The organism is Stenotrophomonas sp. CC22-02, from assembly GCF_004365115.1.
GTDB lineage: Bacteria > Pseudomonadota > Gammaproteobacteria > Xanthomonadales > Xanthomonadaceae > Stenotrophomonas > Stenotrophomonas forensis.
In genome coordinates, this window is record NZ_SOCO01000001.1 from 2633485 (window position 1) to 2656483 (window position 22999).

Below are 22999 nucleotides of genomic sequence, written 5' to 3' on the forward strand. Positions count from 1 at the left end.
TTCCAGGGGTCGTGGGGATTACTTGTCGCAGCCCTGCAGCTTCAGCGTCTGGCCGTGGCGCAGGCTGTAGGACGGGGCTTTCAGGCCGTTGGCGCGGGCCAGGGTCGGCACGTCGCACTGGAACTTCGCCGCGATGGCGCCCAGGGTCTCACCCTTGCCCACCTTGTGGCTGCGCACCGGCTTTGCCCGGGCGGGCGCCGGACGCGGGGTCGCCACCGCCGCCACCGGGGTCGTCGGCACGCTGGTCGAGGCTGCGGCGTCGGCCACCGGCACCACGCCGCCCACCGCCACGCTGCCGGTGTAGCTGGCCGCGGTCGGGCGCTTGATCGCCGCGTTCAGGTCGGCGGTGATCAGGGTGCGGGCCAGGTCCGCGCGCGGGCCACTGACGCAGTTGCGCTGGTACAGGCCGGCGATGCGGGTGGTGGCGTTGATCAGCGTGCCGGCCGGAATCCAGCCATCGGCTTCATAGCGCGGGTTGAGGTTGCGCAGCGCGCGCATGTAGCCATCACGGGTACCGTGGCTGCCCAGGCAGATGGTCAGTTCGTAGATGGTGGTGGACTTGGCCAGGCGCAGCGTGGCCGGCTGCGCGCTGATCTTCGGGAACTCCACGCCGTACTGCTGCGGGTGCAGGAAGATCCAGGCCGCGGCGATCACCATCGGCACATAGTCCTTGGTCTCGCCGGGGAACTGGTTGTAGACGCTGTCGGTCCAGAAGCTCTGGCCAGCACTCTGCTTGAACACCCGCGCGGCGCGGCCTTCGCCACCGTTGTAGGCGGCCACCGACATTTCCACGTTGTTGTTGAGTTCGCGCAGGCGCTCGTTGAGGTAACTGGCACTGGCTTCGGCGGCGCTGCGCGCATCGAAACGCGTGTCGAAACCGGTGCCGTCCGGGCCCAGCCCGAAGCGGCGGCCGGTAGCCGGCATGAACTGCATCAGGCCGGCGGCACCCGCACGCGAGGAGGCATGCACGCGACCATTGGATTCCTTGGCCATGATGCCGAACAGCAGCGCCTCGGGCAGCCCGCGCTTTTCCCACTCCGGCCACATCACCGCGCGCAGGTTCTGGTAGTTCTCATAGCTGGTCAGCAGCGCCGGGCGCATGTCGGTCAGCCAGCGGCGGATGCCGGCCTGCACTGCCGGGTTGTACTCGACCATCGTGTCGAAGGCGTGCCGCTTGTCGTTCAGCAGTGCGGCGGCGCGGGCCGCCTCGGGTACATCGGCGGTGAGCGGACCGATATGGTCGGGATCGGCTTCCAGGCGGTCGCCGCCCTCGTCGGCCACGTCATCGCTGGCCGCCGCATCGGCGTCATGCTTGAGCAGGCGCTTGTAGCTGGCGAGCAGGGTGCCCATCTGGCAGCCCTTCTGCTTCACGCAGTCGTTGAGGACATCTTCCATGTCCTCCAGCGCGGCGTCGGCCTCGTTGCTGCCCTTGGGGTCGGCATTGGCGACCAGCAGCAGGGCGTCGCTGTAACGCTTCTCGGCGGCCGTCATGCGCTGCTGCAGCGCATCGACCTTCACCTTGTCCCGGGCCGAGACCCGTTGCGCATGGGCGTCAGGCGCCAGGGAAACCAGGCCGGCCAGGGCCAGCAGCGGCCAACCGCGGGAAATCAGGACAGGAACGGGCATTGATGGCACTGTGTGCGAAACAGGCAGGCAGAGTAGCGGCGCCGCCAAGGTCGGGGCAAGCCGGACCTTCGGACCGTCACCCCTGCCCGTTAACATTGGGCTATTCACTACAAGGGCTGGACCATGGATCCGATTCTGCTCGGCAAAGGCATTACCGACGATATTGCCGTCACCCTGCTGCCAAAACTTGGCAACCGCCACGGCCTGGTGGCCGGCGCGACCGGCACCGGCAAGACGGTGACCCTGATGACCCTGGCCGAAGGCTTCTCGCGGCTGGGGGTGCCGGTGTTCCTGGCCGATGTGAAGGGCGATGTGTCCGGCCTGGCCGTGCCCGGCACCGGCGCCGAGAACCTGCTGCAGCGTGCCGCCGAGATCGGCGTGGCCGACTATGCCCCGGCCGCCAGCCCGACCATTTTCTGGGATCTCTACGGCAAGCTCGGCCACCCGGTACGCACCACCGTCAGCGAAATGGGCCCGACCCTGCTGTCGCGCATCCTCGACTTGAACGACACCCAGGCCGGCGTGCTCGACATCGTGTTCAAGCTGGCCGACGACCGTGGCCTGCTGCTGCTGGACATGGACGACCTGCGTGCCCTGCTCGGCCTGGTGGCCGAGGAACGCAAGGACATTTCCACCGAGTACGGGCTGGTCAGCGCACAGTCGATCGCCGCGATCCAGCGCTCGGTGCTGCGCCTGGCCCAGGATGGCGGCGAGCACTTCTTCGGCGAACCGGCGCTGGAGCTCGCCGACATCATGCGGGTCAATCACGACGGCCGCGGCATGATCGGCATCCTCGCCGCCGACCAGCTGGTGCTCAAACCCAAGCTGTATTCCACCTTCCTGCTGTGGTTGCTGTCGGAACTGTTCGAGCAGCTGCCGGAAGTGGGTGACCTGGACAAGCCGAAGCTGGTCTTCATCTTCGACGAGGCGCACCTGCTGTTCGACGATGCGCCGCCGTCACTGGTGCAGCGCATCGAGCAGGTCGTGCGCCTGATCCGTTCCAAGGGCGTGGGCGTGTATTTCTGCTCGCAGTTCCCCGACGACGTACCGGGCAACATCCTCGGCCAGCTCGGCAACCGGGTGCAGCACGCACTGCGTGCGTTCACCCCGCGTGACCAGAAGGCGGTGAAGACCGCGGCCGAAACCTTCGTGCCGAACCCCAAACTGGACGTGGCCAAGGTGCTCAGCCAGCTTGGCACCGGTGAAGCGCTGGTCTCCACGCTGCAGGACAAGGGCATACCGATGCCGGTGCAGCAGACGATGATCGCGCCGCCGCGCTGCCGGATGGGGCCGATCACCGACGCCGAACGCGCCCAGGTGCGCGCCGGCAGCCCGGTCGGCAGCCGCTACGACACCGCGATCAACCGTGAGTCGGCAGCGGAGCTGCTGGCGCAGCGCGCGCAGAAGGCGACCGAGCAGGCGCAGGCCCCTGCCGCACGCAGCCGCGAGCAGGACGAGGCGCAGGAAGGAGGCTTCGGCCAGTCGATCAAGGACGCGATCTTCGGCACCAAGCGCCGCCAGGGCATGATCGAGACCATGGCCAAGCAGACCACGCGCACCGTCGGCACCAAGCTGGGCAACCAGATCGTGCGTGGCATCCTGGGCGGCATCTTCGGCGGCAAGCGCTGAGGGTCACCTGTTGTTTCCGCGCGTCGCGCCAGGCCTGGTGCGACGCGCCCGTTTCCTATCGCAAGAGAAGTCGTACTGCATGTCCCGTTGGCGTCCCCCCGCAGAAAAGAGTACCGCCCTGATCACCGCCGCCGGCCACGCCCGGCTGAAGGCCGAACTGGACGAGCTATGGCGGGTGCGACGGCCGGAGGTGGTCAAGGCACTGGCGGCGGCCGCTGCGGAGGGCGACCGCTCGGAGAACGCCGAATACACCTACCGCAAGAAGCAGCTGGGTGAGATCGACCGCCGCGTGCGCTACCTGACCAAGCGGCTGGAAGCGCTGCGCGTGGTCGACACCACCCCGACCGACCCACAGGCGGTGTTCTTCGGCGCCTGGGTGGAGCTGGAGAATGTCGACAGCGGCGACACCAGCCGCTATCGCATCGTCGGCCCGGACGAGACCGACGCCGGCCTGGGCTGGATCAGCATCGATTCGCCGCTGGCGCGGGCACTGCTGAAGAAGCGGCTGGATGATGAATTTTCGGTGGAGCTGCCCGGCGGGCAGTTCACGTTTGCGGTGATCGGCGTGGAGTACGCACCGTTGTAGAGTCGAGCTTGCTCGACTACACCTGCAGCCAGTCGAGCAAGCTCGACGCTACGCAACGGGGCAGTCGAGCGAGCTCGACTCTACTGGGCCGCGTGCAACGGCGGCGGGTACGCGCGACCTGCGCGCAGCGGACGGAAGTAGCCGGTGTCTGCGTAGAAGGCGGCATCCTGCCCTTCATGCCAGCCGGGGATACCCGCCAGCGGCAGCGGCCGCAGCTGCGCCGGATCGGTGATCGCCCTGCCCTCGCCGATGGCCGCGGCCACCGCTGCGACGCAGGCGTCATCATCGTCGTCACCCTGCACCACCACGCACTTGCCAACCAGCAATCGCCCCGGCAGCAGTGCCTGTTCCATCAGCGCATGCCCGAATACCGCAGCAATGGCGATGTCACCGCTCTGCCAGCGCGTCGGCTCGAACAATGCAGGCCAGTCATGCCCATCCCAAGCGCGCAGCAACGCGTCATCGCACACACGCACGATCACGCCGGTTTCGTCGAACTGGGTCAGTGCCGCCTGCGCGCGGTTGCGCTGGCCCGGCGGCATCGCCTCGACGTGCCGGCATTGCTGCGCGTTGAGTGCTTGCTTGAGCTGCGGGAAACGGGCCCACACCAGTGCATTGAACAGGTCATGCCAGTTGTCGGCGCGGGTGGCGATGCGCCCCTGCGCGATACGCACCTCGTAGTGCAGGCCGTCGGCCAGCAGCGCAGCGTCCTGCTCGAGCAGCTGTCGGCCAGGCAGCGCCAGCCGTGCATCGAGCGCAGCGATGGACGGCCATGCAGTGCCGTCCAGCAGATCATGGAAGTCCTGCAGCCCGCCAAACAACGGATGCCTGAATGCCTGCGGATCGACCGCCGCACGTGGCGGCGGCACGAAGCGCCGGGAGCCGCCGCTGTCACCGGCGGCGGCGGTCACAGCATCTTGAGATCGAACGCCGGGCGGGTGGCGGCCGCCAGCGCGTCACCGTACAGGTCGTGCTCGTCGCTCTCGGTGATCTCCACATCGACGAACTCGCCCACGCGCAGCGGCACCTGGTCGGCGTTCTGGATGTGCACCAGACCGTCGATCTCCGGCGCATCGGCCTTGGAACGGGCCACGGCAATGTCGCCTTCGATGGCATCGACCAGGCACTGCTGCACCGTGCCGATCTTGGCTTCCAGGCGCGCGGCGGAAATCTGCGCCTGCTTCTCCATGAAGCGCGCCAGGCGTTCCTGCTTCACTTCCTCCGGCACGGCGTCGGGCAGATCGTTGGCAGTGGCCCCCTCGACCGGCGAGTAGGCGAACGCGCCCACGCGGTCCAGCTGCGCTTCGTCGAGGAACGACAGCAGCTCTTCGAACTCGGCCTCGGTCTCGCCCGGGAAGCCGACGATGAAGGTCGAACGCACGGTGATGTCCGGCGCGATGCGGCGCCAGTTCTGCACGCGCTCCAGGGTCTTCTCGACCGCACCCGGACGCTTCATCAGGCGCAGGATGCGCGGGCTGGCGTGCTGGAACGGGATATCCAGGTACGGCAGGATGCGGTTCTCGGCCATCAGCGGCACGACTTCGTCCACATGCGGATACGGATAGACGTAGTGCATGCGCACCCACGCATCCAGCTCGGACAGGCCTTCGCACAGCGCCTTCAGGCGGGTCTGGTAGGCCTTGTCGCGCCACATCTTCTCGGCGTACTTCACGTCCACGCCGTAGGCCGAGGTGTCCTGCGACACCACCAGCAGTTCACGCACGCCACCACGCACCAGGCGCTCGGCTTCGCGCAGCACCTCGTCGACCGGGCGCGAGACCAGCTTGCCGCGCATCGACGGGATGATGCAGAAGCTGCACTTGTGGTTGCAGCCCTCGGAAATCTTCAGGTAGGCATAGTGGCGCGGGGTCAGTTTGATGCCGTAGTCGGGCACCAGGTCCACGAACGGATCGTGCTTGGGCGGCAGTGCTTCGTGCACCGCTTCCATCACGCTCTGGTAGTCCTGCGGGCCGGACACCGCCAGCACGTTCGGGTACGCCTCGCGGATCTGTTCCGGGCGCTTGCCCAGGCAGCCGGTGACGATGACCTTGCCGTTCTGGTTCATCGCCTCGCCGATCGCATCCAGCGACTCGGTCACCGCCGAATCGATGAAGCCGCAGGTGTTGACCACCACCACGTCGGCCGAATCATAGGACGGGACGATGTCGTAGCCCTCCGAGCGGAGCTGGGTGAGGATGCGCTCGGAATCGACGAGGGCCTTCGGGCAGCCAAGGCTGACGAAGCCGACTTTGGGGTTCAGCTGGGACATGGAATCGCGGGACTCTGGGGGCCTGGGCCCCTGCCGGCGTGGCAGGGGTTCCTGGGGGCCGGGGCCTGAAAGGGCGCCAGTATACCGGGGTTGGGCGCGGCGCTCTGAACGGCCAGCCGCCCGATCCCGCACAGCCGCTGACACGCCGCTAACCCGCGCAGCGCCGACAATGCAGTCCTGTTCCCTGCAACGAGGAAGATGACGATGGCCGAGTGGATCACCCTGGATACGCATCACGGCCCGGTACGGGCCTGGCAGGCCCTGCCGGAAGGCACCCCGCTTGGCGGGCTGGTGGTGGTGCAGGAAATCTTCGGCGCCAACCCGCACATCCGCAGCGTGGCCGAGCGCTTCGCCGCCGAGGGCTACGCGGTGCTGGCGCCGTCGTTCTTCGACCTGGTCGACGGTGCCGAGGCCGATCCGGATGCCCTGCCCTACGACGCCGACGGCGTGAAACAGGGCCTGGAACGGGTCAACGCGCTGGGCATGGAGAAGGCACTGGAAGTGGTCCGCGCCGCGGCAACCCGACTGGCCCCCTACGGCAAGGTCGGCACGGTCGGCTACTGCTGGGGCGGCACCGTGGCGATGCTGTCGGCAGTGCGCCTGGGCCTGCCCTCGGTCAGCTACTACGGTGCGCGCAACGTCCAGTTCCTCGATGAGACGCCCAAGGCCCCGGTGATCTTCCACTTCGGCGCCCAGGACAAGAGCATCCCGCCGGACGCGGTCCAGGCCCACCGCGAGAAGCTGCCGCAGATGGCCACCTACGTCTATCCGGCCGATCACGCCTTCAACCGCGAGGTCGGACATGCGTATGATCCAGACAGCGCCGCCCTGGCGCTGCAACGCACCCTGGACTTCTTCTCGGAGCATCTTGGATGAGCGATTTCGAACTCGATTCACGCCTGGCCACCGATAGCGTGCTGGTGGCCGAAGGACCGTTGTCGCAAGTGCGGCTGATGAACGACGAACGATTCCCCTGGCTGGTGCTGGTACCGCGCCTGGCCGGGGTGACCGAGTGGATCGAGCTGGACGGCGAGCAGCAGGACAAGCTGCGCACCGAGCTCAACCGCGCCTGCAAGGCCCTGAAGGGCGCCGACGGCGTGGAGAAGATCAACATCGGCGCGCTGGGCAACATCGTGCGCCAGCTGCATTTCCATGTGATCGGCCGCCATGACGGCGACCCCGCGTGGCCGGGCCCGGTCTGGGGCAGCGGCCCCGCGCACCGCTACGAGCCAGGCGCGCTGGACCAGCATGTCGCCTACTGGAAGGAACGGCTAGGATATCCAGCCCAGTCCTGAGCGTTTCCGACCCGATGCGATTCAACCTCGTTGCCGCCGTCCTGCTGATCCTGATCGGCCTGTTCATGCTCGCCAGCAACCTCGGCTGGACGCACCTGAACCTGTCCAAGCTGCTGCTGACCTGGTGGCCAGTGGCGCTGGTGGGCGTCGGCATCGCCATGCTGTTCGGTCGCGGGAAATGACGAAGGCGGCGCATTGCGCCGCCTTCCTTCAGGCAGAGCTGGAGCCGTGCATGGCCCGGCTCCACCAACAACCCACCGTCATCAGGTCCGCGGCAGGGTCACGCCGGTCTGGCCCTGGTACTTGCCGCCACGATCCTTGTACGACGTCTCGCAGACGTCATCGGATGCTGCCTGGAAGAACAGCATCTGGGCCACGCCTTCGTTGGCGTAGATGCGCGCCGGCAACGGCGTGGTGTTGCTGAATTCCAGGGTCACGTGGCCTTCCCATTCCGGCTCCAGCGGGGTCACGTTGACGATGATGCCGCAGCGCGCGTAGGTGCTCTTGCCCAGGCACACCACCAGGGTGTCGCGCGGGATGCGGAAGTACTCGACGGTCCGGGCCAGCGCGAAGCTGTTCGGCGGGATGATGCACTCGTCGCCGACGATATCCACGAAACTGCCCGGGTCGAAATGCTTGGGGTCAACAATCGTCGAGTTGATGTTGGTGAACACCTTGAATTCGCGCGAGCAGCGCACGTCGTAGCCATAGCTGGACGTGCCATAGCTGACGATGCGCTCGCCGTTGGCCTGCTTCACCTGCCCGGCCTCGAACGGCTCGATCATGCCGTGCTGCTCGGACATGCGGCGGATCCAACGGTCACTCTTGATGCTCATGCTTTGTCCTGGGGATGCGAGGGGGCGCGAGGATTCTAGCAGGGGGCCGGACGTGGCCGGCGGCCCCTGCGCGGGCACTTACAACAGCGAAGACAGGATCGGGATCGACGCGCGCGGGCGCTTGCCGACTTCCTCGACCAGGCGCTGTGCGGCATGGCGATAGGCCTGGGCCGGCACCGAATCGGGCTGGGCGACGGTGATCGGGGTACCGGCGTCGCCCTGCTCTCGGATGCCGATCTGCAGCGGCAGCGAGCCCAGCAGCGGCACGCCGTACTGCGCCGCCATGCGTTCGCCACCGCCTTCGCCGAACAGGTGCTCGACGTGCCCGCAGTTGCTGCAGGTATGCACGGCCATGTTCTCGACGATGCCCAGCACCGGTACTTCGACCTTCTCGAACATCTTCAGCGCCTTCTTCGCATCCAGCGTGGCGATGTCCTGCGGCGTGGTGACGATCACCGCACCGGCCAGCGGGATCTTCTGGGTCAGGGTCAGCTGGATGTCACCGGTGCCCGGCGGCAGGTCGATCAGCAGGAAGTCCAGGTCATCCCACAGGGTGTCGTTGAAGAGCTGGGTCATCGCCGAGGTGGCCATCGGACCGCGCCAGATCATCGGCGTGTCCTCTTCGATCAGGTAGCCGATCGACATGGTATCCACGCCAAACGCGCGCAGCGGCTCGATGCTCTTGTTGTCGGGGCTTTCCGGGCGACCGGACAGGCCCAGCATGGCCGGCACGCTGGGACCGTAGATGTCCGCATCCAGCACGCCGACGCGCGCACCCAGCTGCTGCAGCGCAACCGCCAGATTGACCGCGGTCGTCGACTTGCCGACACCGCCCTTGCCCGAACCAACCGCGATCACGTTGCGGATGCGGGCATGCGGCGTCAGTCCCTTCTGGACCTGGCTGGCATGGGGACGGCGGAGAGAACTGTTCACAACGGGCACCAGCGGAATCAGGGGGGATAACCCAACATCATACAAGCTGGACGTAGCCTGACTGAAATTCAGGATTGCTACAGATTCGTGCACAGATTGTTAAGTTCATGTTACGTTCCTGAAGCACTGTTTTGGGCTGCGGGGCTGGTTTCCAGCGCGCACGATGGCGCATGCGCAGTGCCGATTTTGTTTCTGCTCTCTATTGGAACTACATGAAATACGTAAGCAACACCGCACGTCGCAACACGCTCGCCGTCGCCCTGATTTCCGCTCTGATGGCCGCCGCCCCGGCAATGGCCCAGGACAAGGCGACCAACCTGGACAAGATCACCGTCACCGGTTCGCTGATCCCGCAGACCCAGGTTGAAACCCAGACCCCGGTGATGTCCATCACCTCCGAAGACATCCAGGCACGCGGCTTCACCAGCGTTGCCGAAGTGCTGCAGCAGTCGTCGCTGACCACTGGCGGCCTGCAGGGCGGCCAGACCTCGGGTGCCTTCACCCAGGGCGCCGAAGCCTCCGGCATGTTCGGTCTGAACCCGGGCTACACCAAGTACCTGATCAACGGCCGCCCGATGCTCTCGTATCCGGCGCTGTACAACGGCAGCGAGTCGTTCAACAACCTCAGCGGCATTCCGGTCGACATCGTCGAGCGCATCGAAGTGCTGCCGGGTGGCCAGTCCTCCCTGTACGGTTCGGACGCCATCGCCGGCGTGGTCAACATCATCCTGAAGGAACACATGGACGGCGGCACGATGACCGTCCGTGGCGGCACCTACACTGAAGGTGGCGGCAGCAACCTGCGCATCAGCGGCGCCCACGGCTTCACCGCCGTCGATGGCCGCTTCAACGCACTGGTCAACGTGCAGTACGAAAAGGGCAACCCGATCTGGGGTTACCAGCGCGACATCACCCGCCAGAACAACCCGGCCGGCTTCAGCCCGCAGGCTCCGTCGAATGACTTCCTGGTCACCGGCGGCGGCAAGTACTACATGATGGACCCCAGCCGTTGCGCCAACGTCGCGGGCCTGTACGACGGCACCACCACCGTCGGCTTCCGTGAAGGCAAGGGCGAATCCTGCGGCTCGATCTACAGCGCCGGCTACAAGACGCTGAAGAACGCCAAGGACAGCGGTCAGTTCTACTCGACCATGACCTTCGACGTGAACGACAACCTGCAGCTGTTCGCCGATGTGCTGTACAGCAAGGAAAAGACCGAGTTCACCTCCGGCTCCAGCGCCCTGTGGTGGGGCACGCAGTCCGGCATGGGCGGCTTCTACGACCAGAGCCTGGGCAAGGTGGTGAACCTGCAGCGCGCCTTCGCGCCGGAAGAAATCGGCGTCGGCGACTACAACAACATCCTCAATGCGGACCGCAGCCGTTCCTACCAGGTCACCCTGGGCGCGAAGGGCATGTTCGGTGACTGGGACTACAGCGCCAGCTTCACCCGCGGCGAATACCGCCTGGACCAGGACCGCTTCGTGCGCTGGAAGGACAAGATCAACGGCTTCTTCGCCGATCGCGTCCTGGGCCAGCAGCTGGGCACCTACACCGACCCGACGACCGGTGGCAAGTTCGGCATCTACAACCCGAACTACGCCGCGTTCTACTCGCCGATCACCCCGGAAGAGTTCGGCAGCTTCACCGGCTACGGCACCCACCACAGCAAGACCTGGCAGAACCTGGGCCGCGTGCAGCTGACCAACGGCTCGCTGTTCAGCCTGCCGGGTGGTGATGCAGGCCTGGCCGTGGTGCTGGAAGGCGGCAGCGAAGGCTGGAACTACACCCCGAACCAGTCGTTCATCGACGGCAACGTGTGGGGTACCACCGCCGTGGCCGGTGCAGGCCATCGCAGCAACTACGCGGTGACCTCCGAGCTGCGCATGCCGCTGCACGACATGGTGACGGTCAGCGCGTCGGGCCGTTACGACGCCTTCAAGATCGCCGACAACACCGTCGACAAGGCCACCTACAGCATCGGTATCGAGTTCCGTCCGCTGGAAAGCCTGCTGTTCCGCGGCAAGTACGGCACCGCGTTCCGCGCACCGACCCTGTCCGATGCCTTCCAGGGCATGAGCGGTTCGTACGCGTCCAGCCAGAACGACTACTACCGCTGCAACCAGGCGGGCTTCGCGCTGAACGACGATCGCTGCCCCTACTACAAGAACACTTCGGTCTACAGCGAAAAGTCCGGCAACCCGGACCTGAAGCCGATCACCGCCGATGTGTGGAGCGCGGGCATTGTGTGGGCACCGGTCAGCAACTTCTCGCTGTCGGTTGACTACTACAACTGGAAGATCAAGAACGAGGTCAAGACCCTGAGCAGCGACCAGCTGCTGCTGGCCGAATACGCCTGCGCCACCGGTTCCGCCAACAACACCTCGGCCAGCTGCCAGGATGTTGCCAACTGGATCACCCGTGACAACGCCGGCGCCATCACCCGCGTCTACACCCCGAAGCTGAACGTCGCCAGCCAGAACCTGGAAGCGGTGGCGGTCAGCGCCAAGTACCAGCAGGACATCGGCCGCTTCGGCTCGCTGAACTTCTCCGGCAACTACACCAACATGCTGAAGCGTGAGCTGCAGCCGCTGCCGGGTGCCAAGAAGATCGACCTGCTGAGCGATCCGTACAACATGTACTACTACGACAACTACGCCAAGGTGCGTGGCGACCTGTCGGTAGCCTGGAACATCGACAAGTTCACCACCACGGTGTACGCGAACTACGTCGGCAGCACGCCGAACTACGTCGCCTACCTGGGCCGCAGCTACGACTACACCAACCGCTACGGCGCCAAGGCCGGCAAGTGGGGCTCGTACACCACGTACAACATGAGCTTCGCCTACCGCGCACAGGAAGACCTGACCCTGTCGCTGATGGTCAACAACGTCTTCAACAAGATGCCGACCGGCCAGCGCTACAGCTACGAGGGCACCGATGGCGCCCCGTACAACAGTGCCTTCTACAGCATCTACGGCCGCTCCATCCAGGCCCAGATGAAGTACGACTTCGGCAAGTAATCCCGTCGTTTTCCGGACTTCGTGTCTGGACCAGGCCCCGCTTCGGCGGGGCCTTTTTTTTGCCTGGAGTAACCGGGCAGAAAATGAAAGAGCGTCTCGATTGTTAATGACGACTCATTTTACGTTCATTCATTCCGCCAGATTTGGCAAAACCGGACAATATCCGCAAGTAGCTGTTTTCAAAGAACACACTCACAAAACTGTGACCAAACCAATCAATTACGGTTACACCTCTGTGCATTCCAGATTAAGCCCATGTTAGGTTTCAGGCACACCGCGCCGCAGGCCTGCAGGAGCGGCCGGACAAAAACCGAGCCCCGGGAAGGGGAAACGCGCTCTTACGATCACACGGAGTAATCGCATGTCTCGCAGTCGCTTCTTGTTCCCACGCCATCCGCTCACCTGTGCCGTGCTCAGCGGCCTGTTCCTCGCCAGCGCCAGCACCGCCGCTCTCGCGCAGGACAGCAAGAGTGCAGCGACCAACCTTGACCGGGTCACCGTCACCGGTTCGCTGATCCCGCAGACCCAGATCGAAAACCAGACTCCGGTGCTGACCATCAGCGCCGAGGCGATCCAGGCACGCGGCTTCTCCAGCGTTGCCGAAGTGCTGCAGCAGTCCTCGCTGACCACCGGTGGCCTGCAGGGCGGCCAGACCTCCGCATCGTTCACCCAGGGCGCCGAAGCGGCCGGGATGTTCGGCCTGAATCCGGGCTACACCAAGTACCTGATCAATGGCCGGCCGATGCTGTCCTACCCGGCGCTGTACAACGGCAGCGACGCGTTCAACAACATCAGCGGCATCCCGATCGATATCGTCGACCGCATCGAAGTCCTGCCGGGCGGCCAGTCTTCGCTGTATGGCTCGGACGCCATCGCCGGCGTGGTCAACATCATCCTGAAGGAGCGGATGGACGGCGGCACCCTGAATGTCCGGGGCGGCGGCTATTCCGATGGCGGCGGCGCCAGCTTCCGCGTCAGCGGGGCCAATGGCTTCAACAGCCGCGATGATCGCTTCCGCGCACTGATCAACGTGCAGTACGAGAAGACCAACCCGATCTGGGGCTACCAGCGCGACATCACCAGGCAGAACAATCCGCGCGGCTACACCCGCCAGCTGCCCTCGAACGACTTCCTGGTCTTCGACGCGGAAACCGATGACTTCCTGATGATGGACCCGGGCAACTGCGCCGGCGTTGCCGGGCAGTTCGACGGCACCACCATCCTGGGCACGCGCCGGGCTGGACAGTCCTGCGGCTCGGCGTTCGGTGCCGGCTACAAGACGATCAAGAACAGCAAGGAAAGCAGCCAGTTCTATTCGGCGCTGACCTACGATGTGAATGACAACCTGCAGCTGTTCGGCGATGTGCTCTACAGCTACGAGACCGTCAAGTACAACACCGGTTCCGGCTACAACTACTGGGGCACGGACATCAGCATGGGTCCGTTCTTCGATCAGTCCAGTGGCCGCTATCTTGGCCTGCAGCGCGTGTTCGCCCCCGAAGACATCGGTGGTGGCGGTTACCGCGACATCATGAATACCGATCGCAGCAAGTCCTACCAGGTCACACTGGGCGCACGCGGTGCGATCGGCAGCAACTGGGACTACGAGGCCAGCATCACCCGCGGCGAATACAAGCTCAACGAGCGTGGCTACGCGCGCTGGAACGACCCGATCAACAACTGGTTCGCCGACAACGTGCTGGGCCCGGTGCTGGGTGAGACCGACGACGGCTACAACATCTACAACCCGAACTGGGGTGCCTTCTATTCGAAGCTGCCGCAGGGGGCCTTCCAGAGCTTCACCGGCTTCACCACCAGCCGCAGCCGCACCTGGCAGACCCAGACCCGCGCCCAGCTCACCAACAGTTCGCTGTTCAAGCTGCCCGGTGGCGACGCTGGCTTCGCCGCCGTGGTCGAAGGCGGCAGCGAAGGCTGGACCTACACCCCGGATGCGCGCCTGACCGACGGCACGGTGTTCGCCACCACCGCCGTGGCCGGCAACGGCCACCGCAGCAACTATGCGGTGACCGGCGAACTGCGCCTGCCCCTGCACGACATGCTGACGGTGACTGCGTCCGGCCGCTACGACAACTTCAAGATCGCCGGCCATACCGTCGACAAGCCGACCTACAGCATCGGCCTGGAGTTCCGTCCGTTTGAAAGCCTGCTGGTCCGCGGCAAGTACGGCACCGCGTTCCGCGCCCCCTCCCTGCCCGACGCCTTCCAGGGCAAGAGCGGTTACTACGCCAACGGCTCCAAGGATTACTACCGCTGCGGCCAGCTCGGGTTCGATCCGTCCAACACGGTGGACTGCCGCTACGGCAGCGTGTCGGTGTTCGGCACGCAGTCGGGCAATCCGGAGCTGAAGCCGATCACCGCCGACGTCTGGAACGCCGGCCTGGTCTGGGCGCCGATCAGCAATCTGTCAGTGTCGCTGGACTACTACAACTGGAAGATCAAGAACGAGGTCAACACCCTCAGTTCCGACCAGTTGCTGCTGGCCGAGTACTACTGCCGCAACGGCCTGACCAACACCGCCGGCGCCACCTGCGACGAGGTGGCCAACTGGGTCACCCGCGACGCCACCGGCGCGCTGGAGGAGATCTACACGCCGAAGCTGAACGTTGCGCGGCAGAACCTGGAAGCGGTAACCGCCAGCTTCAAGTACGTGCAGGACATCGGCCGCTTCGGCTCGCTGCAGTTCTCCAGCAACTACACCAACATGCTCAAGCGTGAACTGCAGCCGCAGCTCAACGACCCGTTCCTGGACCTGCTGGGCAACCCGTACGCGATGTGGGTGTACGACTCCTATGCCAAGGTCCGGGCCGACGGCTCTGTGGGCTGGGCAATCGACAGGTTCACCACCACGCTGTACTTCAACTACATCGGCCGCACGCCGAACTACATGGCCTACCTGGGCCGCGGCTACGACTACGTCGACCCGACCTCCGGCTACAAGGCCGGCAAGTGGGGCTCGTACACCACGTACAACCTGAGCGTGAACTACCGCGCGATGGACAACCTGACGCTCTCGCTGATGGTCAACAACCTGTTCAACAAGGTGCCGGACAACCAGCAGCACTCTTACGCCGGCAATATCGATGTGCCGTACAACAACTCCCTGTACAACGCCTACGGGCGCGCGATCTACGTGCAGGCGCAGTACGACTTCGGCGCGAAGTAACCTCGCCCGCGCGGTGGACGCCCCGCCCCGGCGGGGCGTCCGTGCTTAAAGGGGCCGGACGGTACACCCCGGCCATTCACGCGGAGTTGACGGAATCAGGACACTCGTTCATCTTCAGGTCATCTTGATGGATCAACGCCAAGGACGTCCCGAAGATGAACCACCCCGCTGCAACCCGCACCGCCCTAGTGGCCGCGCTGGCGCTCGCCGCCAGCCAGGCCATGGCATCGCCTGTCCCGCTGCCGGTCGAGGACTTTGCCAAGATCCCCTCGATCCAATCCGTCTCGATGAGTCCGGACGGCAAGCAGCTGGTCGCCATCATCGCCGCGCCCGGCAGCAACAATGGCGACACCGCGCTGGCCAACTGGAACCTGGAATCCCCTGGCAGCAGCCCGGTTGCGATCACGCCCTCGGGCGACCGGATGAAATTCATCGCCGCCAGTGCCCTCAAGGCCGGGCGCAGCCTGGTCATCGGCCGCCAGGAATTGACGGCCCAGCTGGCCGGTTGCGGCGAAGGCAACGCCGTGGGTTCGACCAAGACCTTCCTGACCAAGGCCTACCTGACCGACACGCACCAGGCCAAGTTCGACGAAGCCTTTGCCGACAGCTCGCGCAAGCTTGGCATCAGTGAGCAGACCCAGCGCTGCCTGGAGATCGCAGGCACGGCCTCGCTCGTGCACTCGCTGCCGCTGGACCCGGACAGGGTGATCATTTCGCAGATCAACCAGTCCACGCTGTCGTCGAACTATTACCTGTTCAATCTGCGCACGGGTGAAACCTCCCTGCTGTTCCGCGGCGATGCCCGCTCCTCGCCGGGCCTGTTCCACCCCCGCGACGGTGAACTGCTGACCCGTACCCAGATCGAGCCCGCCGGTTCAAACGAGTACGAGCAACAGATCCTGGTGAAGAACAAGAGCAGCGGCCAGTTCGAGAAGCACGATGCGCTGACCACCCGCCTGAGCGACCGCTACACCATGGATGTGGTTGGCATCGACGACCAGACGGGCAAGTTGTATGTGCTCACCGACAAGTTCTCCGAACAGGTGCAGGCCCGCCTGTACGACCCGGCCAAGCGCGCGTTCGACAACGAACCGTTGGCGGCCCATCCGCAATACCCGATCGGTGGCCTGATCCTGGGTACCAAGCCGAGCAACTTCAATCAGGTACTCGGCTTCTACGTCGACGGTCCGCGCCGCGAAGCGGTGTATGTGGACCCGCTGATGAAGAGCCTGTACGACGGCCTGAAGCAGGCTTATCCAGACGCCTACGTCGCCATCTCCGGCTACAACGATGATCTGTCACGCGTGCTGTTCACCACCAGCGCGGCCAACCAGCCCACGACCTACCGCCTGTTGAGCGACCGCAAGCAGGTCACGGCCCTGGGCAGCGAGCGCCCCTGGATCGACGGCAAGCAGATCGGTGAACAGCGCTGGATTACCTACACCGCGCGCGACGGCCGCACGATTCCGGCGATCGTCGATCTTCCGGCCGGTTGGAAACAGGGCGACGCACCGCTTCCGGCGCTGGTGCATCCGCACGGCGGCCCGTGGGCGCGCGACTATACCGGTTGGGACGTCTCGGGCTGGGTGCCTTTCTTCACCTCGAGGGGCTATGCGGTGATCCGGCCGCAGTACCGTGGATCGACCGGCTTCGGCCGCGAGCATTGGCGCGCCGGTGACAAGCAGTGGGGACTGTCGATGCAGGATGACAACGACGATGCCGCGGCCTGGCTTGTGCAGCAGGGCATCGCCGCCAAGGATCGCCTGGCCATCTTCGGCTATTCGTACGGCGGCTTTGCAGCGGCCGCCGCCACCGTGCGTGCGCCCTCTCCGTTCCAATGCGCGATCGCAGGCGCGCCGGTCACCGACCTCGCGCGGCTGGGTGTCTCCTGGAGCGAGAACAGGCTGCAACGGATCCTGCAGGGACAGACCGTCAAGGGCATGGACCCGATGCAGAACACTGCCAAGGCCAACATTCCCCTGCTGACCTTCGTCGGCGACCGCGACGTACGCACGCCGTCCTTCCACGCCAGGAACTTCTACAACGCCGTCAAGGACAAGGTGCCGGCAAAGTTCGAGCTCATTCCGGACATGCCGCACAGCATGCCGTGGTACCCCAGCCACTATCGGGCAACGCTGCCGCTGATGGCCGACTTCCTTGCCAAGGACTGTGGCCCGGGCGGCCTCTGACCGGAGCTGACCTCCAGCGTCTGGTATCCGACAACCCCGCTGCCCCAGGGCGGCGGGGTTTTTTCATGCCCGATTCCTGAATTCACCATTAGCAACAACAAGTTACGCCACGACATCATTCACGTTGCATTTATTTTACGCGGCACATACACTCCATTAACCGAAGCATAACAAGTGGGGATCCAACAGCATGACCATCGTCAACCGCCTCATTACGCCAAGCCGCCTGCCGCTCGCCCTGGCAGTGCTCGCCTGCCTCCAGGCAGCTCCGGTTCTGGCCCAGGACGCAGGCAAAACGGAAGCGGCGGCGTCAAGCCCCTCGCGTGACAGCAAGAAGGCAACCGATCTTGACAAGGTCACGGTCACGGGCTCGCTGATCCGTCGCGCCGACTACGAGACCACCTCGCCGGTGTTCACCATCGACACCGAGCGCAACGCCGCCCAGGGCCAGGCGACGGTCAGCGAGTTCCTGCAGAAGTCCGCCATCGGCGCCGCAGAAACCCAGATCACCAACCAGTTCGGCGGCTACGTCGTCGACGGCGGCACCGGCGTCCAGACCTTCTCGCTGCGCGGCCTGGGTGCCAACCGCACCCTGATCCTGCTGGACGGCCAGCGACCGGGTCCCGCGGGTACCCGTGGCGCGGTCGGCGCGTTCGACCTCAACGTCCTGCCGGCAGCAATCCTGCAGCGCGCGGAAATCGTCAAGGACGGCTCTTCGTCCATCTACGGCTCCGATGCAGTGGCTGGCGTGGTCAACCTGATCACCAAGAAGCACTTCGATCGTCCGGAAATGACCTTCACCGGCCGCGTTCCCACCGAAGGCGGTGGCGAAGTGTTCTCTGCCTCGCTCGCCAATGGCTGGAACTTCGACAAGGGCAGCATCGTCGCCGCCGTCGAGTGGTACAAGCAGAACGAGCTGACCCGCGGCGATCGCGACTTCTTCAAGTGCAGCCGTGACCTGATCACCGATGGCAACGGCAACAACATCGATCGCCAGGATCATTCGATCCTGCAGGGCACCGACCTCGCCGGCTGCCAGAACATGCTGATGAACGTGATCGATGTCGGCGCCGTCCGCTACGTGCCGAGCCCGGAGGGCACCACCGTCGGTCCGTTCCCGGGCTACCGCCCGCGTGCGAACAAGACCTACGCCAACAACCCGATTGCGTACTACGAAGAGCCGCAGAACTTCGCGCGCTGGGGTGAAGGCAACATCATCAACAAGCAGGAACGCAAGTCCGTCTACGTCGCCGCCGACTTCGGCTTCGACTCGTTCAACTGGAAGACGCAGTTCCTGTACAACAACCGCACCACGGACAACTTCCAGTGGCGCCAGTTCTTCCCGACGGTCTACATCCCGGGCACGACCACCAAGGCCCAGCCGGTGATGCCGTTCAAGTCGGCGTCGAGCGTTGAGGTCGATTACTTCTACATTGCCAACAAGCTGGATGGCCTGTTCAAGGGCACCGAGTCGTGGGGCTGGGAAGTCAACGCGAACTACAGCCGCTCCAGCGGCAAGTACTCGACCCTCGGCATCCGCAACTCGATCACCGGTGATCTCGGTCGTCCGGGTACCGGCACCACGCCGGCCGCCAACTACTTCGACCCGGGCTACCTGAGTGGCGCCAAGGTCGACGAACTGGTCGGCATCCTGGGCATCACTGCACGTGGCAAGACCACCTACGACCAGGCCACCGTCAACGCCATCTTCTCCGGCAACCTGTTCGAGCTGCCGGCCGGTCCGGTGGGCGCAGCGTTCGGCCTGGAATATCGCTACTACAAGATCAACGACCAGCCGGGCGAGGGCTACAAGGACCTGTGGGGTTCGAGCACGGCCGATGTCACCAAGGGTGATGACAAGGTCAAGGAAGCCTTCCTCGAGCTCGACATTCCGCTGCTGAAGGGCATTACCGGCATCGAGTCGCTGAGCCTCAATGCCTCCGGTCGTGTTTTCCGCTATGACTCCACCGGCAGCACCGAAAGCGTCTGGAAGACCGGCCTGAACTGGCAGATCATCCCGTCGCTGCGCCTGCGCGGCACCATCGGTACCTCGTACCGCGCACCGGGCCTGTACGAGCTGTTCCTGGGCAACCAGACCGGCTTCCAGCCGCAGAGCGCCATCGACCCGTGCATCCGCTGGGGCGAGAGCAACAACACCAACATCCGCGCGAACTGTGGCGCCGCCGGCATTCCGGATGACTACGTCGGAGCGGGTTCAAGCGCAACGATCTTCACCAGTGGCGGCGCCGGCAACCTGAAGCCGGAAACCTCCACCGCCAAGAGCGTTGGCCTGGTGTTCACTCCCTCGTTCACCGATCTGAGCATTGCGATCGACTACTTCGACTACAAGGTCAAGGGCCAGATCACCTCGCTGGGCGCGGATGACATCGTTTCGGGCTGCTACGGTTCCACGACCTTCCCGAACCGCTACTGCGATCTCATGAAGCGCAATCCCACCACCGGGACTGACGCCAACTCGATCACCGAGGTGTATGCCCAGTACCTGAACATCAACGAGCAGCGCACCCGCGGCTGGGACATGACCCTGAACTGGGAGCATGAATTCAGCTTCGGCAAGTTCTCGCTGGACAACCAGGTCACCTACACCGTCGAAGACGTTGCCAACCTGTTCGACAGTGCCGAGGCCAGCGGCCTGTCCTCGTCGGACCAGCTGGGCCTGATCGGCCGTCCGAAGATTGTCTCCAACCTGGGCCTGAGCCTGGAGCGTGGCGATTGGACCTACAACTGGCTGACCCAGTACGTGGGCAAGACGGAGAACAAGAACCTCAATCCGGTGTTCACCTACCAGGGTCGCCCGAACTCCTACCGCGACCTGGTCGCCGAATCCCGCATCTATCACACGGTTTCGGTGAGCTACAAGCAGGCCGACTGGGAAGTGCTGGCCGGCGTGGCAAACGTCTTCAACGCCACTCCGCCGCAGGTTTCCACCGGTGCGACCACCAGCCGCTACGGCAACGTTGCTCCGTTCGCAACGCAGTACGACTACTTCGGCCGCACCCCGTTCGTGCGCCTGAAGTACCGCTTCTGATCCCAGCCTGACCGCAGTACCGACAGACCCGGCTTTTGCCGGGTCTGTCTTTTCCGGGCCACGAACCCGGCCCCTTGCGCCCGGCCATGACCTTCGACACCCTTGCGGGGCAGGCCGGCGGCGTATCGTTCGGCCCACGGCCGTCCCCGCGGCCCTTCCCTGACTCACTCGGCCTGGAGGCCATTCAAGTGACCCGTACTCCCAAGATCGTGCTGCTGACCCTGGCCGTTTCGGCCGCGCTGGTCGGCTGCGGCAAGACTGAAGCCCCGGCCAAGGACGCCACCGCCTCCACGCCGGCTGCCGCCGAAGCCACCCACTACACCCTGGACGAAAGCAAGCTGCCGGCCTACAACGCCTTCCAGCCCAGCGACCTGGATACCAGCAAGGACGCCTGTGGCGCCTTCGGCGACTACGTCAACAGCAAGTGGCTGGCCGCCAATGAAATCCCGGGCGACCGCACCAGCTGGGGCGCCTTCACCATCCTCGACGAGCGTTCGGTGGCAGTGCAGCACCAGCTGGCCGAGCAGGTCGCGCAGGTGAAGAACCCGAACCACATCGAGAAGATTGTCGGCGACCTGTGGGCCACCGGCATGGACGAAGCCAAGATCAACGCGCAGGGCATCGAGCCGCTGAAGGCCGACCTGACCGCGATCGACGGCCTGCAGGACAAGGCCGCCATCGCCAACTACCTGCGCACCAGCGCGGCCAAGGGCGACAACGTGCTGTTCGGCTTCGGCGCCGAAGCCGATTTCAAGAACTCGGCCGTGAACATGGCCTACGCCAGCCAGGGCGGCCTGGGCCTGCCGGACACCACTTATTACACCGATGCCAAGAACGCCGACAAGCTGAAGGCCTACCAGGCGCACGTCGCCAAGGTGCTGGAACTGTCCGGCGTCGCCGCGGCCGATGCTGCCAAGCAGGCCGAGGACGTGGTCAAGTTCGAAACCCGCCTGGCCAAGGCCTCCAAGTCGCGCGTCGAGCTGTCGCGCAACGTCGAACTGTTCTACAACCCGGTCACCCTGGCCGACGCCGACAAGCTGACCCCGAACTTCAGCTGGACCGAGTTCTTCAAGTCGCAGGGCGTGGCCGCGCCGGAGAAGTTCTCGCTGGCCATGCCGGCCTTCCATGAAGAAGTGAGCAAGGCGCTGGGCGACACCGATCCGTCGGTGTGGCGCGCCTACCTGCGCTTCCACACCGTGGACAGCGCCTCGCCGTACCTGGCCGACGCCTTCGTGCAGGAGAACTACGAGTTCTACGGCAAGACCCTCAACGGCCAGAAGGAACAGAAGCCGCGCTGGAAGCGCGTGCTGGGCACCATCGAGAACGATGCCGGCGAAGCCTTCGGCCAGCTGTACGTGAAGGTCGCCTTCTCGCCGGAAGCCAAGGCGAAGATGGAAGAGCTGGTGAAGAACCTGGCTGCGTCGCTGAAGGAACGCATCCAGGGCCTGAGCTGGATGAGCGAGGAAACCAAGGCCAAGGCCATCGCCAAGTGGGAAACCTTCACCCCGAAGATCGGCTACCCGGACAAGTGGCGTGACTGGGCGGGCCTGCAGACCCAGCGCGACAGCTACCTGGGCAACGTGCGCGCGGCCAGCGAGTTCAACTACAAGTTCAACCTGTCCAAGATCGGCAAGCCGGTGGACAAGACCGAGTGGGGCATGACCCCGCAGACGGTGAACGCCTATTACAACCCGCTGCAGAACGAGATCGTGTTCCCGGCCGCCATCCTGCAGCCGCCGTTCTTCGATCCGAAGGCCGACGACGCGCTGAACTACGGCGGCATCGGTGCGGTGATCGGCCATGAAATGACCCATGGTTACGACGACCAGGGCGCGCGCTTCGGGCCGACCGGCAACATGGAAGACTGGTGGACCCCGGCCGACAAGAAGAACTTCGAAGGCCTGACCGGCAAGCTGGTCAAGCAGTTCGACCAGTACAAGGTCGACGGCCAGGCCGTGAACGGCCACCTGACCCTGGGCGAGAACATCGCCGACCTGGGTGGCCTGGCCACCGCCTACGACGCCCTGCAGAAGGCCACCGCCGGCAAGGAAGATGCGAAGGTCGACGGCTTCACCCGCGACCAGCGCTTCTTCTTCAACTGGGCCACCGTGTGGCGCACCAAGTACACCCCGGAAAACGCCAAGGTCCGCCTGGCCACCGACCCGCATGCCCCGGCGCAGTTCCGCGCCATGGGTGCGCCGTCGAACCTGCCGACCTTCGCCGCTGCGTTCCAGTGCAAGGCCGGTTCGCCGATGGCCCGCGCTGGCGAGCAGCAGGTGGTGATCTGGTAAGCCACGGCTGACGCTGCGGCAGACCTGCAAAGGCCCGGGATTTCCCGGGCCTTTGTTTTGGGCGGCGCCCTGCGAACGCAGCGTGATGCGTG

15 protein-coding genes are annotated in these 22999 nt (G+C 65.0%); 10 read left to right on the forward strand and 5 right to left on the reverse strand.

Translation table 11 applies throughout. The features are described 5' to 3' along the window. Positions 1-18: 18 nt before the first annotated feature. Positions 19-1626 (reverse strand): transglycosylase SLT domain-containing protein, encoded by a 1608-nt coding sequence (locus tag N440_RS12210; RefSeq protein WP_133935225.1) that lies wholly within the window; start codon positions 1624-1626, stop codon positions 19-21. 123 nt (positions 1627-1749) lie between these two features. Here N440_RS12210 and N440_RS12215 point away from each other — a divergent pair, with 123 nt between their 5' ends. After that, positions 1750-3255 carry a helicase HerA-like domain-containing protein gene (locus tag N440_RS12215; RefSeq protein WP_133935226.1) on the forward strand — a complete coding sequence of 502 codons (1506 nt, stop codon included), beginning with the start codon at positions 1750-1752 and terminating at the stop codon, positions 3253-3255. Positions 3256-3334: 79 nt separating this feature from the next. After that, positions 3335-3841, forward strand: a complete 507-nt coding sequence (greB, locus tag N440_RS12220) for a transcription elongation factor GreB (protein WP_049458814.1) — start codon at positions 3335-3337, stop codon at positions 3839-3841. A gap of 80 nt (positions 3842-3921) precedes the next feature. On the opposite strand, the gene N440_RS12225 is transcribed toward greB, so the two are convergent. Both N440_RS12225 and rimO read right to left on the reverse strand, forming a co-directional pair. Then, positions 3922-4752 carry a DUF3025 domain-containing protein gene (locus N440_RS12225; protein WP_133935227.1) on the reverse strand — a complete coding sequence of 277 codons (831 nt, stop codon included), beginning with the start codon at positions 4750-4752 and terminating at the stop codon, positions 3922-3924. Continuing rightward, positions 4749-6110 (reverse strand): 30S ribosomal protein S12 methylthiotransferase RimO, encoded by a 1362-nt coding sequence (rimO, locus tag N440_RS12230; protein ID WP_006459296.1) that lies wholly within the window; start codon positions 6108-6110, stop codon positions 4749-4751. Before rimO ends, N440_RS12225 begins: the two co-directional genes overlap by 4 nt. A gap of 204 nt (positions 6111-6314) precedes the next feature. On the opposite strand from rimO, the gene N440_RS12235 reads away from it, so the two are divergent. Genes N440_RS12235 through N440_RS20370 form a run of 3 tightly spaced genes read left to right on the forward strand, consistent with a single transcriptional unit; the run spans position 6315 to position 7587 of the window. Next, positions 6315-6986 carry a dienelactone hydrolase family protein gene (locus N440_RS12235; RefSeq protein ID WP_133935228.1) on the forward strand — a complete coding sequence of 224 codons (672 nt, stop codon included), beginning with the start codon at positions 6315-6317 and terminating at the stop codon, positions 6984-6986. Then, on the forward strand, positions 6983-7405 hold the full coding sequence (locus tag N440_RS12240; protein ID WP_010483023.1) for an HIT family protein: 423 nt from the start codon (positions 6983-6985) through the stop codon (positions 7403-7405). Before N440_RS12235 ends, N440_RS12240 begins: the two co-directional genes overlap by 4 nt. A gap of 14 nt (positions 7406-7419) precedes the next feature. Further along, entirely contained in the window at positions 7420-7587 is a 168-nt protein-coding gene (locus N440_RS20370) for a DUF5668 domain-containing protein (protein WP_005418011.1), read from the forward strand. An 81-nt stretch (positions 7588-7668) separates the two neighbouring features. Here N440_RS20370 and dcd read toward each other — a convergent pair whose 3' ends face one another. Then, positions 7669-8241, reverse strand: coding sequence for a dCTP deaminase (gene dcd, locus N440_RS12245; RefSeq protein ID WP_006459366.1), 573 nt, complete (start codon positions 8239-8241; stop codon positions 7669-7671). A 78-nt stretch (positions 8242-8319) separates the two neighbouring features. Then, the gene (apbC, locus tag N440_RS12250; protein WP_006459367.1) at positions 8320-9174 is read right to left on the reverse strand and encodes an iron-sulfur cluster carrier protein ApbC; all 855 of its coding nucleotides are present in this window, start codon (positions 9172-9174) and stop codon (positions 8320-8322) included. 212 nt (positions 9175-9386) lie between these two features. Between apbC and N440_RS12255 the strand changes: the two genes are divergently transcribed. From N440_RS12255 to N440_RS12275, 5 genes are all read left to right on the forward strand, one after another. Next, on the forward strand, positions 9387-12194 hold the full coding sequence (locus N440_RS12255) for a TonB-dependent receptor (protein WP_133935229.1): 2808 nt from the start codon (positions 9387-9389) through the stop codon (positions 12192-12194). A gap of 361 nt (positions 12195-12555) precedes the next feature. Continuing rightward, the gene (locus tag N440_RS12260) at positions 12556-15378 is read left to right on the forward strand and encodes a TonB-dependent receptor (protein WP_133935230.1); all 2823 of its coding nucleotides are present in this window, start codon (positions 12556-12558) and stop codon (positions 15376-15378) included. 155 nt (positions 15379-15533) lie between these two features. After that, the gene (locus tag N440_RS12265) at positions 15534-17567 is read left to right on the forward strand and encodes a prolyl oligopeptidase family serine peptidase (RefSeq protein WP_133935231.1); all 2034 of its coding nucleotides are present in this window, start codon (positions 15534-15536) and stop codon (positions 17565-17567) included. Between the two features lie 190 nt (positions 17568-17757). Further along, complete coding sequence (locus tag N440_RS12270; protein WP_133935232.1) at positions 17758-20616, forward strand: TonB-dependent receptor; 2859 nt, start codon at positions 17758-17760, stop codon at positions 20614-20616. Positions 20617-20804: 188 nt separating this feature from the next. Further along, positions 20805-22907 carry a M13-type metalloendopeptidase gene (locus tag N440_RS12275; protein ID WP_133935233.1) on the forward strand — a complete coding sequence of 701 codons (2103 nt, stop codon included), beginning with the start codon at positions 20805-20807 and terminating at the stop codon, positions 22905-22907. The last annotated feature ends 92 nt before the right edge of the window (positions 22908-22999 follow it).